13 protein-coding genes and 1 pseudogene are annotated in these 14,894 nt (G+C 42.3%); 10 read left to right on the top strand and 4 right to left on the bottom strand.

All coding sequences use genetic code 11. The features are described from left to right. Window positions 1–209: 209 nt before the first annotated feature. A pseudogene (locus H6F42_RS22050) lies at window positions 210–485 on the top strand (transposase); the annotation flags it as partial. Between the two features lie 140 nt (window positions 486–625). Beyond that, the gene (locus tag H6F42_RS02205) at window positions 626–1,816 is read left to right on the top strand and encodes a 5-(carboxyamino)imidazole ribonucleotide synthase (RefSeq protein ID WP_190397706.1); all 1,191 of its coding nucleotides are present in this window, start codon (window positions 626–628) and stop codon (window positions 1,814–1,816) included. A 262-nt stretch (window positions 1,817–2,078) separates the two neighbouring features. On the opposite strand, the gene lipA is transcribed toward H6F42_RS02205, so the two are convergent. After that, window positions 2,079–2,939 (bottom strand): lipoyl synthase, encoded by an 861-nt coding sequence (gene lipA / locus H6F42_RS02200; protein ID WP_190397729.1) that lies wholly within the window; start codon window positions 2,937–2,939, stop codon window positions 2,079–2,081. Between the two features lie 284 nt (window positions 2,940–3,223). On the opposite strand from lipA, the gene H6F42_RS02195 reads away from it, so the two are divergent. Beyond that, complete coding sequence (locus H6F42_RS02195; protein ID WP_190397705.1) at window positions 3,224–4,618, top strand: hypothetical protein; 1,395 nt, start codon at window positions 3,224–3,226, stop codon at window positions 4,616–4,618. Window positions 4,619–4,843: 225 nt separating this feature from the next. Here H6F42_RS02195 and H6F42_RS02190 read toward each other — a convergent pair whose 3' ends face one another. Then, window positions 4,844–5,356 carry an RNA-binding protein gene (locus tag H6F42_RS02190; protein WP_190397704.1) on the bottom strand — a complete coding sequence of 171 codons (513 nt, stop codon included), beginning with the start codon at window positions 5,354–5,356 and terminating at the stop codon, window positions 4,844–4,846. A 348-nt stretch (window positions 5,357–5,704) separates the two neighbouring features. On the opposite strand from H6F42_RS02190, the gene H6F42_RS02185 reads away from it, so the two are divergent. The 3 genes from H6F42_RS02185 to H6F42_RS02175 all read left to right on the top strand — a co-directional run bounded on the left by H6F42_RS02185 (window position 5,705) and on the right by H6F42_RS02175 (window position 6,949). Then, a complete protein-coding gene (locus H6F42_RS02185; RefSeq protein WP_190397703.1) occupies window positions 5,705–5,863 on the top strand; it encodes a hypothetical protein in 159 nt (52 codons plus the stop codon). 151 nt (window positions 5,864–6,014) lie between these two features. Beyond that, complete coding sequence (locus tag H6F42_RS02180; protein ID WP_190397702.1) at window positions 6,015–6,632, top strand: rhomboid family intramembrane serine protease; 618 nt, start codon at window positions 6,015–6,017, stop codon at window positions 6,630–6,632. A gap of 164 nt (window positions 6,633–6,796) precedes the next feature. Beyond that, complete coding sequence (locus tag H6F42_RS02175) at window positions 6,797–6,949, top strand: hypothetical protein (protein WP_190397701.1); 153 nt, start codon at window positions 6,797–6,799, stop codon at window positions 6,947–6,949. An 87-nt stretch (window positions 6,950–7,036) separates the two neighbouring features. Here H6F42_RS02175 and H6F42_RS02170 read toward each other — a convergent pair whose 3' ends face one another. Both H6F42_RS02170 and H6F42_RS02165 read right to left on the bottom strand, forming a co-directional pair. After that, window positions 7,037–8,056, bottom strand: coding sequence for a long-chain acyl-[acyl-carrier-protein] reductase (locus H6F42_RS02170; RefSeq protein ID WP_190397700.1), 1,020 nt, complete (start codon window positions 8,054–8,056; stop codon window positions 7,037–7,039). Window positions 8,057–8,131: 75 nt separating this feature from the next. Continuing rightward, window positions 8,132–8,827, bottom strand: a complete 696-nt coding sequence (locus H6F42_RS02165) for an aldehyde oxygenase (deformylating) (protein WP_190397699.1) — start codon at window positions 8,825–8,827, stop codon at window positions 8,132–8,134. A 572-nt stretch (window positions 8,828–9,399) separates the two neighbouring features. Here H6F42_RS02165 and glyS point away from each other — a divergent pair. From glyS to murJ, 4 genes are all read left to right on the top strand, one after another. Next, complete coding sequence (gene glyS / locus H6F42_RS02160) at window positions 9,400–11,526, top strand: glycine--tRNA ligase subunit beta (protein WP_190397728.1); 2,127 nt, start codon at window positions 9,400–9,402, stop codon at window positions 11,524–11,526. A 491-nt stretch (window positions 11,527–12,017) separates the two neighbouring features. Then, the gene (locus H6F42_RS02155) at window positions 12,018–12,320 is read left to right on the top strand and encodes a 2Fe-2S iron-sulfur cluster-binding protein (protein ID WP_190397698.1); all 303 of its coding nucleotides are present in this window, start codon (window positions 12,018–12,020) and stop codon (window positions 12,318–12,320) included. A gap of 153 nt (window positions 12,321–12,473) precedes the next feature. Continuing rightward, a complete protein-coding gene (locus tag H6F42_RS02150) occupies window positions 12,474–12,773 on the top strand; it encodes a 2Fe-2S iron-sulfur cluster-binding protein (RefSeq protein ID WP_190397697.1) in 300 nt (99 codons plus the stop codon). Between the two features lie 410 nt (window positions 12,774–13,183). After that, a complete protein-coding gene (gene murJ, locus H6F42_RS02145; RefSeq protein WP_190397696.1) occupies window positions 13,184–14,893 on the top strand; it encodes a murein biosynthesis integral membrane protein MurJ in 1,710 nt (569 codons plus the stop codon). Window position 14,894 lies beyond the last annotated feature (1 nt).

The raw sequence follows: 14,894 nt of genomic DNA, 5'->3' as shown, positions 1-14,894 counted from the left end.
CTATCAGCAGGATTTGCCATAATTCATCTCGCCTTCCTTTTGCCTTGCGCGGATCTGGTATCTCTTTGAGATAATCAACTAGACTATTACTCATTTTCTGGCTTATTTAACTTTATTGGATTAAATTATTACAAAATACCTCTACGTCTGTCACTAGCCTTTTTCTGGTTCCTCCTAACCTTTCTTGAAATAACCCTGCCTTACAAGATTGGGGCTATGCACACAAAACTGTTTGTCATGGGGTAGGTGAATATGCAAGAGATGAAGATGGTGATGGCTTTTGTGAAGTTCATGTCAATACGATGGAAGGCTTTTGGTCGCTTTTGCGTTCTTGGTTACGTCCTCATCGTGGTATTTCTCAAGAAAAGTTGCCTGTATATTTGAGCTTCTTTGAGTTTGTTCATAATGCTAGGAGAAGAGGTAAAGCTTTGCTCTGTGCTTTGCTTCAATCTCTACTTGCTTTACCTCCCCGTTTCACCTATTGAGCCAACAGCTTTTTCATTTAAAGAAACAAAACCTGTAGCGCACTCTGCGCTACAGGTTTTGTTTCTGGGTTTTTAATTATGCCTAGCTACTTAAAGCTATAATTAAAAGCTATTTGTGGATTTTGATGTAGGGCTTTTTAGTGAATACTCGACAACAAATCGGGGTAATTGGTGGCGGACAACTGGCTTGGATGATGGCGATCGCTGCCAAAGGTCTGGGGCTAAATCTCGCTGTACAGGCAGGTAGCCCTGATGATTCGGCAGTGCCGATCGCCGATCGCGTGATTTATGGCAAAGTTGACGATGCACAGGCTACCGCCAAACTTGCGGAGAATTGCGAAGTAATTACCTTTGAGAATGAATTTGTCGATCTCGTAGCTTTACAAGAACTGATAGATCGGGTAAATCGTAAAGGCGATCGCCAATTATTGTTTTTACCGAAATTGGAAACTTTATCGATCTCCGTCGATAAACTGAAGCAGCGCCAACATTTTCGCGATCGCCATATTCCCACTCCTGAGTTTTACAGTGTAGATAACGAAACGGAACTCCTCGCAGCCGCCACAAAATTAAATTATCCATTGGTACTCAAAGCGCGAAGACATGGCTATGACGGTAAAGGTACTTGGGTAATTGCCAATGAAATAGAACTGCGTTCTGCATGGGCAAGTATGCACAAAGCTCCTGCGATCGCCGAAGCTTTTATTCCCTTTGAACTTGAACTAGCCGTCATTGCCGCGCGATCGGAATCAGGAGAGATTTCCATTTATCCAGTGGTTGAGACCATCCAAGCTAATCAAGTTTGCCGTCGTACGATCGCCCCCGCACGCATTAATCCCCACATCAGCCAAAAAGTAGAAGCGATTGCCAAGCAGCTCGTGACCACCCTTGAGGCGATCGGTGTATTTGGCATTGAGTTCTTTTTAACTGCCACAGGCGAAGTAAGCGTTAACGAAATCGCCCCCCGCACCCACAATTCAGGACATTACACCATCGAAGGCTGCCAGACTTCGCAATTTGAGCAATTATTGCGGGTGGTGAGTGGTAAAAATCTCGGCGAAGTATCCATGGTTGTTCCCGTTGCGGTGATGGTTAATCTCTTAGGTTTTGAGAAAGTATCTTGGGCAGATTCCGAAAAGTTTATGGATAATTCGCTTTATGGAGAGAAATTGAAAGCGATTGCGAGTTTCCCTAATACGCATGTTCATTGGTATAACAAAATGAGTTCGTCAGTGGGACGGAAATTAGGTCATGTCACAATTTTGGCAGATACTCATGATCTGGCTCTTGGGATTAGCGATCGCATTGAAAGCATTTGGTACAGCAAGTAGAAATATCGCTGCGCGATATTTCTACTTTGACGGTTCAAGCCAAAATGCTGATATAGGAAGCATTTCAAATAAGCGCTTTAGCTGATGAAAACCCTTTTCGCTTCGTGGGAAGTTATGTATGCGTCTCAATTGTTTCATTGAACAAGAGCTAGCGGGAAATGGATTTACTGACGTTGCCATTTGCCGCTATTTTTTTATTAAAATTGCCAACATAAAAGTGGCGGCGCAAAGCGTCACCACTTTTATGTTGATAGGAACTATTTTAAGAAGTTTGCCCCGCATGATAGGAACTTCGTACTAACGCACCCGATCGCACATGGGTAAATCCAATCTGCTTAGCGATCGCCCCTAACTCATCAAACTCTTCAGGAGTCCAATATTTACACACTGGCAAATGCTCTAAAGATGGGCGCAAATACTGACCAATCGTGAGAGAAGTGCAACCAACTGCATAGAGATCCTGCATGGTTTCCGTGAGTTCCGCTACAGTTTCGCCATGCCCGACCATCAAGCCTGACTTTGTAATAATAAGGGGATCAAGCTCTTTGACTATTTGTAAAACCGATAGCGATCGCTCGTACTTAGCTCCTCGCCGCACTTTTCCCTGTAGCCGCCGCACTGTCTCAATATTATGGTTATAGCAAACAGGCTGCCCTGTAACTACAGTTTCGATACAATGGCGATCGCCTCGAAAATCAGGGGTTAGCACCTCGATTTTTACATGGGGGCGCGATCGGCGAATAGCTTGCATCGTCTCCACAAAGCAACTCGCTCCCTGATCAGGCAAATCATCTCGCGCCACCGAAGTCAACACCACATAATCTAAACCCAACAAATTCACCGCCTCAGCCACTTTCTCCGCTTCATTGGGATCAAGGGGCATGGGGCGATGCCCTTTATCAACTTGGCAAAACCCACAAGCGCGAGTACAGGTTGGACCCATTAACAAAAAAGTTGCCGTGTTTTGGGCGTAGCACTCCGCCCGATTCGGACAGCGTCCCTCTTCACAAATGGTATGAATTCCCCTTTGCTTAATAATTTTCTGAACTTCAGAAATTTCACTAGCTTTACCAATTTGCGGACGCAACCAACTAGGTAAACGTAACTCTTCTTTTGCGGGCATGTTATTTACGGCTAATAGAAATTTAGGAGAGGGATTATCCCTCGGTAGAGTTATGCCATAAAAAGTCAGATAAAACCTGATAAAACCCTTTACAGATGCAACTCTATTGACTAGCATATTGCACTGACACATTTTAAGTAGCAAGATGCAATTAAATATAAAAGCCCAAAACCTGTAGCGCACGCGCAGCGTGCGCTACAGGTTTTGAGTTTAGGTTTTAATTATTCCCAGCTACTTATAGCGTCATTTCCGCATGAGGACTATTAGAGAATTTTGGAGGGATCTTGTTCGATCTATTAACCAATATTCTGATATGGATTATTGCAATCCCAGTTTTTATTATTCTATTTAGAGCCATTCCTAAGGATTGGTTCCGACTCTTTGGTTTGGTTATCTTTACAGCTTTAGTTGTCATTATTTTTGCCAGCTTTAAGTTTGTTGAAGAACCAATTCCTAAAACTGTTATTGACTTTCTCTCTTTCCCCTTTACCTTAACTGGAATAATATTATTACTTCTATTTTTTAATCATTGGTTAAGACTCAGAGATATCAAAATTAAAAGCGGCGATAAAGTCGATAACAAAGGAGCTATAGAAAAAATAGCCATAGTCACCAAAGAATTACTAATAGTCTTAATTATCTTTGCGATCGCCACTAATAACGCTACCTCAGATCTATTTAATTGTTATTTAGAACAGCAATCAGTAAATGCTAGCGAACAATCCTTTCGCCGCCCCATAGTTAACCTGACAGAGCAAGATCAGCGAGATTTTGAAGGAGAAGCTTTTGATCTAATTGTTGTACTAGCCGACAATGCTCCTTATATTCCTCGCCTTCAAGAAGCACTTAAAAGATGGACTAATTCGCAACGAATTCCCAAGCCTTATATCTTACTAAGTGGAGGAAGAAAAACTACCTATCCACCTACCAAAGGCTATCCCTGCCAAATTCAATCCGAATCTTTACCAAATAGAACTAAAGCAATTATTAAAGAAGAAATTACTAGTTTGGGCTATGACCCTCGATATACTAATTACTTTACCAAAAATCCAGCGGCTACTGATGCAGGGCTACCTGAGATTGATTTGACTGAAGCCGATCAAATGTGTGACATCCTATCTAATCTTCTTTCTTTTCCTAATTCGCCAAATATTATTGCTGCACTCCGTGATTCCATAATTATCGAGCCATCGGGATTAAGTATAAGAAGTAGTGGTGATGAAATCAATAAATTAATTAAAGACATCATCAAAAACAAAATTCCTCAAGTTACTGATCAAATTAAAGAGAGTAATCGTAATAATCAAAAAGTTTTATTGATCACTTCACCCATTGAAGGTACTCGCGCATTTTTATCCTTTAGAAATCAAGATTTCAATGTTTCTTTAATTACTACGGACTATCGCTCCTTTCGCTCTCGCGTGATTCCCCTTGAGCGATATATCCCCGAAAAGCAAAATCAACTCTATAAAAAATGTCCTGCACCCATTGCCAAAGAAATTAAAATTCGTCCCGAGTATTTTCTGTTTAGTGCTAACTCGTTTGCTCAATCAGAAAGGGCATGGACTGAAATTAAAGAGCTGGTTTTTTATACCCTTAGATTTTGGCTCCGTCCTCCCATCACCGATGAGCGACCCTATTATCCCAAAGTACCTGAAGCGACAACACCTGTTCAATAATCCAAAAGAACAAAATAGCGGCGCTATTTTGTTCTTTTATAGCCTTGGTGATACCAAAGTAAGCAATGGCGTAGCCATTGCTTAGAGTAACCCTACATATTAAGAGGCGGCGCGAAGCGCCGCCTCTTAATATGTAATGAAGATAGAGGAGGAGAGCAAAGCATCTTGCCTTCTACTCCATAAAAAAGAGAGGAGATGCTTTAGCACCTCCTCTCTTTTTTAGAGTTATTTAGCTGCACCTTGGGCGGCTAAAAGCTGTTGCTTTAGACGCTCTAAGTCAGAAGCCCAACGTGGATCGGGTTGATGAGCTTCATTACTACTGCTAGAACTAGAAGAACTTGAGGTTGTCTTCTTAGGGTTGTTACGTTTTTTGCGCTTTGAAGCTGCTTTGACAGGAGCGGCAACACTGCTAGATGCAACCTCACCTTCAACTTTTACCAAATCTTCGGAACCTTCTTCGATGTCAGAACCATCTTCTGCTTTGCCCTTAGTACGGGGCAATGCTTTTTCTAGTTTTAGTACAGCACCGTTAAAGTCATAACCGTTAAACTTTTCAATGACAGTGTCAGCAACTTCATCAGAGCCAACGGTCACAAAGCCAAAACCTCGGCATTTACCCGTCTTGCGATCGGTTATAACTTTCAAAGATACTGAATCACCTGATTCATTGAAAATTTTTTCTAGAGCTTGGCGATCTAATTCTGCTGGCAAGTTGCCAACATAAAGGCGAATGGACATGATAATAGAAAACCTCTACGCTATAAAATCTTCAGCAGGTGACTAGAGCAGCCGCTACAAAAAACTTGTTTAAAAAACTTGTTCGCTACTTGCTAGCTTAAATTGGAGCTATTGATTACGTGCTACCTGCGATTAATCAAATTGATATGGCACTCTTGCGACATGTAACAACATAACATACAAAACGACCATCTTGAAAACATAATGTAATGAAAGTATCAAAATTGGAATAATCTCAGTCTTTCTAACATCCTTATATTAAGTTGTTGTAATTTTTTGGCTAAGTTGCTTGACTCCTAAAATTTATTTAATGTAGTATCCGCCATAATAAATTTACATAAAATTTACATGGAATTTCTAGGAGCTTTTATCGTTTCTTACTGTTTATGGCTTGCTCAATCTTTAAATGATTCTCAAAAGAAGCAAGAGCAGGAAATTGAAAACCGAGTTAAGGAAAAGCTCAAGAATGAACCGCATGTGAATGTGCGAATTGTTGAAAAGCTTTAGGACGATGCAATAAATTCCTGAAAGACTTGCAAAGCAAGTCTTTCAGGAATTTATTGCATTTAAGAGTGAGCGCAAAGCTGAAGCAGTTATTTGGTATTGCTATATTTGAATTAGTTAAAAATCTAATAGCCTTATAGATGAGGTAAAAGCTGTGAAGCAGAAGCTACAAACAATTAGTGAAGAGCTAAAAACTCAAATAAAAATATTGGCGGGGTTTGTGGCAACTTTTTGGGTTGTCGTTATTTTGAATGAGGTGATCCTAGAGCGGATTTTAGTGATTGCTAATGGTTGTGGGTTGAGTCGTGGACTCAATGCTTTGGGGATTGTGCCTCAGAGTTTGGTTGGCTTGCGCGGTATTTTGTTTGCGCCATTTTTGCATGGTGGTTTTTATCATGTTGCGGCGAACACAGCACCATTTATTATTTTGGGCTGGCTGATTATGCTCCGAAATATTAGTGATTTTTATTTTGTGTCAGCTATATCCGCTTTTGTGGGTGGTTTGGGGACTTGGCTAGTAGGCAGACCCTGCTCTGTCCATATTGGCGCGAGTGGAGTGATTTTTGGTTATTTCGGCTATTTGCTATTTCGTGGTTATTTTGAGCGTAGTTTTGTGGCGATCGCTATTTCTATTGCGATCGCGATTACCTATGGCAGTCTAATTTGGGGGGTATTGCCTACGCGATCTTATATTTCTTGGGAAGGACATTTGTTTGGTTTCATCGGTGGCATCATCGCGGCAAAGCTACTCTCACCGAGTAAGGGTGCTTAACTCATTACTAAAAAAAAGGAAGCTCACTGAGCTTCCTTTTTTTTAGTAATGAGTTTATAAAAATTAACAAATAAATTATATTTTTTTGAATATTTGGTAGCAATAGATACAATTTTATGTTAATTTATAGACAACAAAAATTAATTAATTAGAGGGTTAGCACTATGTCTCTTCAAGATCAAACTAGAAATGCTGCTATCCGTAATCGTAAGAATGACAAATTACGTGAAGAATCGGCTTTAGGACGTGCAGCGCAGGATGTCGGCATGACTATCTCTGAAGCTACCACCCATAATTGGAAGTCTCACACTACATAAATAAACAATAAAAAAGCCTAGCTTAGCTAGGCTTTTTTATTTTGTAAGCAAAAAAAGCCTAGCTTAGCTAGGCTTTTCTGTGGGGATTTAATTGATTAAAGGTCTAAAGCCATGTTTGACTGAGACTTCGCCAATTTTGTCCATATTTTCGATACTGATTTGATTTCGCCCCCACGAGAAATTGGTATGCCATCCTTCAAACTCTAAAAGCATTGCTTCTGCAAAACAAGCAAAAAGCTGACGAGCGGGAGCAGTCATATTTACAATTTTCATGATTTTCCAGTCTATATCAAGGCTATGCTCGACAATGCCGCCATCAATGACGTGGATACCATCTTCTTGGACGAGGGTAGACATATTTTTGGGATAGCCACCATCGATCAAGATACAGGGACGCTTAAGGGTAGAGGAGTTGATCGCCATGCCTTTTGCCATACTAGCGACCCAGACAATGATGTCGGACTGCGGCAGAGCCTCTTCGATACTTAAGACTTTACCGCGTCCTAGCTGCGATTGTAATTCTTGCAAACGCTCTTGATTGCGGGCTACTAGCAATAACTCCTTAATATTTGTCCGCACATCCAGCCAGCGACAGACAGCACTGCCTATGTCTCCCGTTGCACCACACACCGTGACAGTAGCTTTGGCTAAATCAATGCCAAATTTGCGGCTAGCTTCTTCAATTTGGCGACAGATTATATAGGCTGTGTGAGTGTTGCCTGTGGTAAAGCGGTTGAATTCTAATTGAATATTTCTGACGCTCGACATTTGGCTCAGGTTAAAGTTCTCAAAAATAATTGATGAGAAACCACCTAGCGCGGTGATGTCGATATCATGCTTTTGAGCATGAGCCATTGCATTAAGAATCTTGCGAATGGCGGTTTTGATTTTGCTACCTGCTAGCATTTCAGGCAAGAAGCATGATTCTACATATAAGCCTTCGATCTGCTGACCTGTGGCACTTGTAACTTTGATGCGATCGACAATTTGGGGAGGGGCGCTACACCAAAATTCCAAACCTTGATCGGCATATTCGGGATAGCCTAATTCCCTTGCTACAGACTGAGCGTGTTCAAGACTTGTCAAATGCCCAATGAGACCAAACATCGATTGCGGTTACCAGTTATCAGTTGTCAACGAATTTTTTTGTTTAAACGCGCCATTGGCGCGTTTAAACGGTGATTAAGCTGCGACCAAACCCATTGCGGACATTTTCATGATGTCGCGGGTGTTAAAGCCAATTTTGTTAAGACTTTCTCCGTATTGGATCATGAAATCTTCTACCAAGGCTTCTTTTTCCATGCCAAGGACTTTGGCATCGTTTTCGACTTGGTTCAGCATTTTCCAGACGATGGGTAGGTTTTGGCGATTGGCGGTTTCGAGAGTTTCTTTAGACTCAGTAAAGTGATTTTGCAACCATTCTTCACCAAAGTTAAGATGCAAATACTCGTCTTTGACTACGCCTTCAGTGATTTTGCGAGCAAAAGGATCGGCTACAGGAATATAGATGTTATATGCAGCGATCGCAAAGCACTCGATAATCAGCGATTGGATCAATAGACAAGTAACGATATCCCCTGTTGCAAAAGCCTTTTGGAAATTGCCGTGGAGTTCAGCAAAGAATTTTTCCGCAAAGTCCATGTCTGGAGTCACGCTAAGATTTTTGCCGCAAGCGGTAAAACCCTTTTTATGACGATCTTCCATTTTTGCGAGTTTGGTAAAATCTTCAGTAAATTCGGGCAGCAGCTCCGCTAGTTGGAGATAGTTGCTGTAAGCCTCAGCTTCACCTTCAATGACGATCGCATTGATTCGACTGTAGGCATCGCGATATTTTTCGGTGTGATAATCAATCGCTACAGCTTCAAGTGTTTGCCCCATGTTTTGCCTCTTTCAGTTATCCCTGCTCAATAAAAGTTAATCTCTAGCTATTTTATGCTAAGTAGCACAATCCTATAAAGAAAGGTGAGTCAGCGCAAAACACTGACTCACCTCTCTTTGCAGCAATTGAGATGGAAACGCTCTAATTTTTTTAAAGTGTAATTTTTTTAGCACTTACTCCATGCTACTCCCTTCCCAGTGAAAAATTAGCGTTGCGGCGCGAAGCGCCTCAACGTCTAATTTTTCACTGGGAAGGGAGTAAGAAATTTATTGGTTTTTTGGTAGATTTAGCGCGAGCTTTGCCCGCGCTAAATCTACCCGCTATGTAATACCAAATCACGAAAGTGTGCCAACACTTTTGTGATTAAAAAAACAAACCCAGTAAGGTTTTTTAAATTAAGCAATGGCGTAGCCATTGCTTAATTTGGTATAAGCGCTATTTTTAAGGGTTTGTGTTGTTGTCGAAAGGGGGGACACAAACCCTTAAAAAATTTTTTTGGATGGGGTTTCGGGTAAAGGTTGGGATTGCACATCAAGGCGTTAAACTGAGAATTGTCCCTCAACTCGTGGTTATGGCAAGTTTTCTGTTAGAAGTTGGTACTGAAGAGTTACCCGCTAGTTTTATCGTCGATGCTTTACGCCAGTGGCAAGAGCGCATCCCTAAAAATTTAGATGAACACCAACTAACTACGAGTAAAGTCACTGTTTACGGTACGCCTCGTCGGTTGGCGGTGCTAATTGAGGGTTTGCCCATCCAACAAAGCGATCGCACGGTCGAACTTAAGGGCCCTGCGCTAGGTTCGGCTTTTGTGAATGGCGATCCACAGGGAGAGCCGACTAAGGCTTTACTGGGTTTTGCTAAATCTAAGGGTATCGATCTTCAGAATATTGTTGTTAAAGAAACTGATAAGGGCGCTTTTGTCTTTGCCAATCAGCAAATTATTGGGCGTGAGACTGCCGATATTTTGCAAGAGCTAGCCGTATCTTGGATCACTTCCCTCGAAGGTAAGCGCTTGATGCGTTGGGGTAACGGTGATCTGAAGTTCCCTCGTCCAATTCGTTGGCTAGTGGCTCTTTTTGATTCAGAAATTTTATCGATTAGCTTAGAAAATGTGCAGAGCGATCGCATTAGCCAAGGTCATCGCGTCTTGCATCCGCGCCCAGTAATTATTGATACTGCGAAAGATTATGTGGCGACGTTGCGCGAAGCTTTCGTAATCGTTGATGGTAAGGAACGCACCACCCATATCGTCACTCAAATTAATAGCATTGTGGAGTTATTCGGCGGTGCTGCCGATATTCCTGATGATCTGTTGGAGGAAGTGACCTACTTAGTGGAATTTCCGACGGCAGTTATTGGTGAATTTGAACGGGAATTTTTGGATTTGCCTCAGCCCGTCATTAAGACGGAAATGGTGAGTCATCAGCGCTATTTCCCCGTACATTCGTTTAAAAATCCTGAACAATTACTCCCCCGCTTTATTACGATTTCCAATGGCGATCCTGATAAGTCGCGTTTAATTGCCGCAGGTAATGGTCGAGTCATTCGGGCGCGGTTATCCGACGGTAAATTTTTCTACGATAGCGATCGCGCGGTACATTTAGAAACTTTTTTACCTTTGCTGGAAAAAGTAACTTTCCAAGCGCAATTAGGTTCGGTATCGGACAAAGTAACGCGCATTCGGGCGATCGCCCAGTTAGTAGTTGCGGCGATCGCCAATTTAGAAGTCACGGAAGCCGATCTCACCCTAATTGATCGCACCGCCCAACTCGCTAAAGCTGATTTGGTCACCCAGATGGTCAAGGAATTTCCTGAACTGCAAGGTCAGATGGGTTATTACTATGCCATATCTAGTGATGAACCTTTAGCTGTAGCCACGGGTATTCGCGAGCATTATCAGCCTAAGGGGGCGGGAGATGCTTTGCCGACTTCTTTAACTGGCAAAATTGTAGCGATTAGCGATCGCATTGATACGTTAGTTGGGATTTTTGGCTTAGGCATTATTCCTACAGGTTCCTCCGATCCTTTTGCGCTACGGCGAGCCGCTACAGGGGTGGTGCAAATTGCTTGGGATAATGAATTTGCTCTTGATTTACCAAAGTTACTACAGGCGGCGATCGCCATCTATGCCGATCAAAATTTATTAGCTAAGCCTGCGGAAAACGTCTTAGAAAATCTCTACAAATGGTTTAAGCAACGCTGCGACACAATTTTGGCAGAACAGGGCATTGAATACGATCTAGTTGATGCGGTTACAGGAAACGACGACCTTGACTATACTTTGCAAGGTTTGAGCAGTCTGATTCGGATTAAAGAACGCGCTCATTTCTTGCAAAAATCTCGCGAAGGCGCAACCCTCGGCGCAATTTATGAGCCAATTGTCCGCGCTTCTCGCCTTGCCGCACAGGGAGATTTAGACAGTACCACTGTCGATGTGCAAACCGTCGTGACAACCGCAAAATTAACTGAACCTGCGGAGCAAGCGCTATACCAAGCGATCGCCGCTTTACCGCATCAGCCAAGCGATGAACAACTCATGGAAGGCATCAAGGCGATCGCGCCAGTTTTAGCCAAATTCTTTGATGATGTTTTGGTTATGGCTGATGATCCTGAAGTTCGCAAAAATCGCCTAAATATGTTGGGGCTGATCCGCAACTATAGTCGTCAGCTAGCCAACTTTAGCTCCATATTAAAATAGCCACAAAATAAATGGCGGCGCTTTGCGCCGCCATTTATTTATTGTGTGATTAGATATCGCCAGTTTTGTGAGATTCAAAAAAACATAGAGAGTCGCGACGCGATTCTCTATGTTTTTTTTGATTGGATTTTCATATCAAAAACTAGTCTGTGATTACATCTACAGATAAGATAAAAAAAACTTATTCTAAGAATTAAAATATCTACGAATACTCATGGTTTTGAAATGTCAAAATAAAGCTTTAAATCTACTGCTAGATTGGATTTGCGCTAATTGTCGTCATTTAATGACGCTCTATAACTATCACCTATGACCAATGATAGAAATAAAAACCTGATTGTTCTCTTTGCTGCCAAGAGCGATATGATTCGTTTTAAAGCCCTTATGGGTAATAGAGATAAGCGAAGCTAAGCCACAAGCCTGTACTTAAGTACAACTTAAAGCCTTGGTTTATTGAGTTGATTGCAATCTTTAAGAGGTTTATTACGTTTATGGCGAATATCTACAAAGTAAGACTAATTAACGAAGCTGCTGGTCTTGACACAACTATTGATGTTCCTTCGGATGAGTACATTTTAGACGTTGCCGAAGAAAAAGGCATCGATCTTCCCTACTCTTGCCGTGCAGGTGCTTGCTCTTCTTGTGCAGGTAAAGTCCTTAGCGGTGAAGTTGATCAAGGAGATCAATCTTTCCTAGATGACGAACAAATTGAAGCTGGTTATGCGCTTTTATGTGTAACCTATCCCCAGTCTGACCTTGTGGTTGAAACCCATAAGGAAGAAGATCTTTACTAGTATTTTGTTCATATAAATATTCTAAAAGCCGCGATCGCTAGCTGATGTATTCAGAGATCGTGGCTTTTTTAATTCTTAGCATCTATCTTGTTTCGGTCTCAGATATAACTTATGATTGGGTCTGCAATCCTTAACAGGTTTATTAAAGAAAATATGGCTACTTACAAAGTACAGCTTATCAACGCAGCTGAAGGCATCGATAAAACCATTGAAGTAGAAGACAGCGAATACATTCTTGATGTAGCAGAAGAGAAAGGGCTAGACCTTCCTTACTCCTGTCGTGCTGGCGCTTGCTCCTCCTGTGCAGGTAAAATCGTAAGTGGTACTGTAGATCAAGGCGATCAGTCTTTCCTTGATGACGATCAAATTGAAGCAGGTTACGTTTTGACTTGTGTTGCTAAGCCTACATCCGATGTCGTTATCGAAACCCATAAAGAAGAAGATCTTTACTAAGTAATCTCTTTGCTCAAACTTTCGTAGATATTATAAAGCTCCGATCATTCCCAGCAGTGATCGGAGCTTTTTTGTAGCGAGCCAAAAGCGAGTGGCGGCGCGAAGCGCCGCCACTCGCTTTTTCGGAAAATGACGTAGCTATGCAATGTAAGTTTTGCTTAGGACATAAAACCCCAAAAGTGAGTGGCGGCTCAAAGCGCCGCCACTCACTTTTGGGGTTTTGGTTGGTAATGGCTAACTCTGGCTTTGCTATATTTTTCAGTTGGAAAAGCTTACGAGGTTAGTTTTTGATTGGCAAAAGTGTAGAGACACTTGGGTGAATTGGTATCAATCGGAGGCAAGACTGTGTCTTGGGTAGTGATTTGGTGTTACATTTTTCAGAGTTAAAATTGTAAGGGGCAGCACAAATTTTGTCTGGTAACGAAGAAGATAGAGCCAACGAAACTCAAGCACCTCAAACTGCTAAGCGATCGCTCTTAAACATCGCAACAATTGTGGCAGTTGCCACATTACTCAGCAAAATATTTGGGCTATTGCGTCAAGTGGCGATCGCGGCAGCCTTTGGTAATGGTGCAGCCTATGGCGCTTACAATTTTGCCTATGTTATCCCCGGATTTTTATTGATTTTACTGGGCGGCATTAATGGACCTTTTCATAGTGCGATCGTCAGTGTTTTAGCAAAACGCGATCGCCAACAGGTAGCCCCCATCATCGATAGCATCACCACCATCGTTACAGGTATCTTGCTATTGGTGAGCATTGCCTTAGTGATTTTTGCCGAACCCTTAATGCATCTTGTTGCCCCAGGGCTATTTACCCCAGAGGCAGAATTATTGGCTAAAGGGATTAGCCCCGAAGCAATTCAAAATCTGAAAGTTACTAAAGACATCGCCATCCAACAGTTTCAGATCATGTCACCGATGGCGATTTTAGCGGGACTTGTGGGCATTGGCTTTGGCGCACTCAATGCCGCCGATGCCTATTGGTTGCCATCGGTTAGCCCGATTTTTTCCAGCCTGACGGTTTTAATTGGCATAGGCGGCTTATTTTGGACAATGGGAAGCAAAATGCTGCTCCCCGAAAATGCGATGTTAGGTGGCGCAGTCTTAGCATGGTCAACCCTTGCGGGTGCTGTCCTCCAGTGGCTAGTCCAATTACCCGCACAGCTTAAGTCGGGCATGGGTGGATTTAGACTCCGTTTTGACTTTCAGCGTCCTGAAGTGAAGGAAGTAATGAGAATTATGCTTCCCGCCACCTTTTCATCGGGAATGCTGCAAATCAATGTCTGGACAGATTTATTTTTTGCTTCTTTTATTCCTAATGCGGCGGCGGCAGTTTCAGCAATGGGCTACGCAGGACTCCTCGTTCAAACTCCCTTGGGGATTTTGTCCAATGTCATCCTTGTGCCACTTTTTCCTGTACTTTCCAAACTCACAGATCCTGAAAATTGGGATGAACTAAAACAAAGGATTCGCCAAGGATTAATGCTCACCGCTTTGACGATGCTGCCCCTAAGTGGCTTAATGGTGGCTTTGGCGATGCCTATTTCGCAGGTGGTTTATGAGCGTTATGCCTTTACCTCGGAGGACTCGCAACTCACCGCCGCAGTTTTAATGGCTTATGCGGTGGGGATGTTTGTATATTTGGGGCGAGATGTATTGGTGAGGGTGTTTTACGCTTTAGGTGATGGGGATACACCTTTTAAAATCAGCATTGTCAATATTTTTTTGAACGGGCTTTTTGATTACTTTCTCGTTCAAAAATTTGGCGCTCCCGGTATTGTCTTAGCAACGGTTTCAGTAAATGTGCTGTCGATGATGGCGATGATGTATTTTTTAGATCGCCGCTTAAATGGATTGCCCTTAAAGAGTTGGAGCGTAACAATTTTAGGCTTAATTCTGGCAAGTACAATCTCTGGAGGGGCAAGTTGGGGTGTCTATCATTTACTTAGCCAAAATTTTGATCAGCTAAATACTTGGGCAAAGTTTGCAGCCGAATTGGGTGGCTTAGCGATCGCCAGTGGTGTCGGCTTAAGTATTTTCGCGGCGATCGCCTTACAACTGCAAATTCCCGAAATCAATGCACTCACTGTTCAAATTAAGCGTCGTTTCGGTCGCTAAC

The sequence above is a fragment of the Pseudanabaena sp. FACHB-1998 genome (genome assembly GCF_014696355.1).
Lineage (GTDB): Bacteria > Cyanobacteriota > Cyanobacteriia > Pseudanabaenales > Pseudanabaenaceae > Pseudanabaena.
This window is presented reverse-complemented; position numbering and strand designations above follow the sequence as displayed.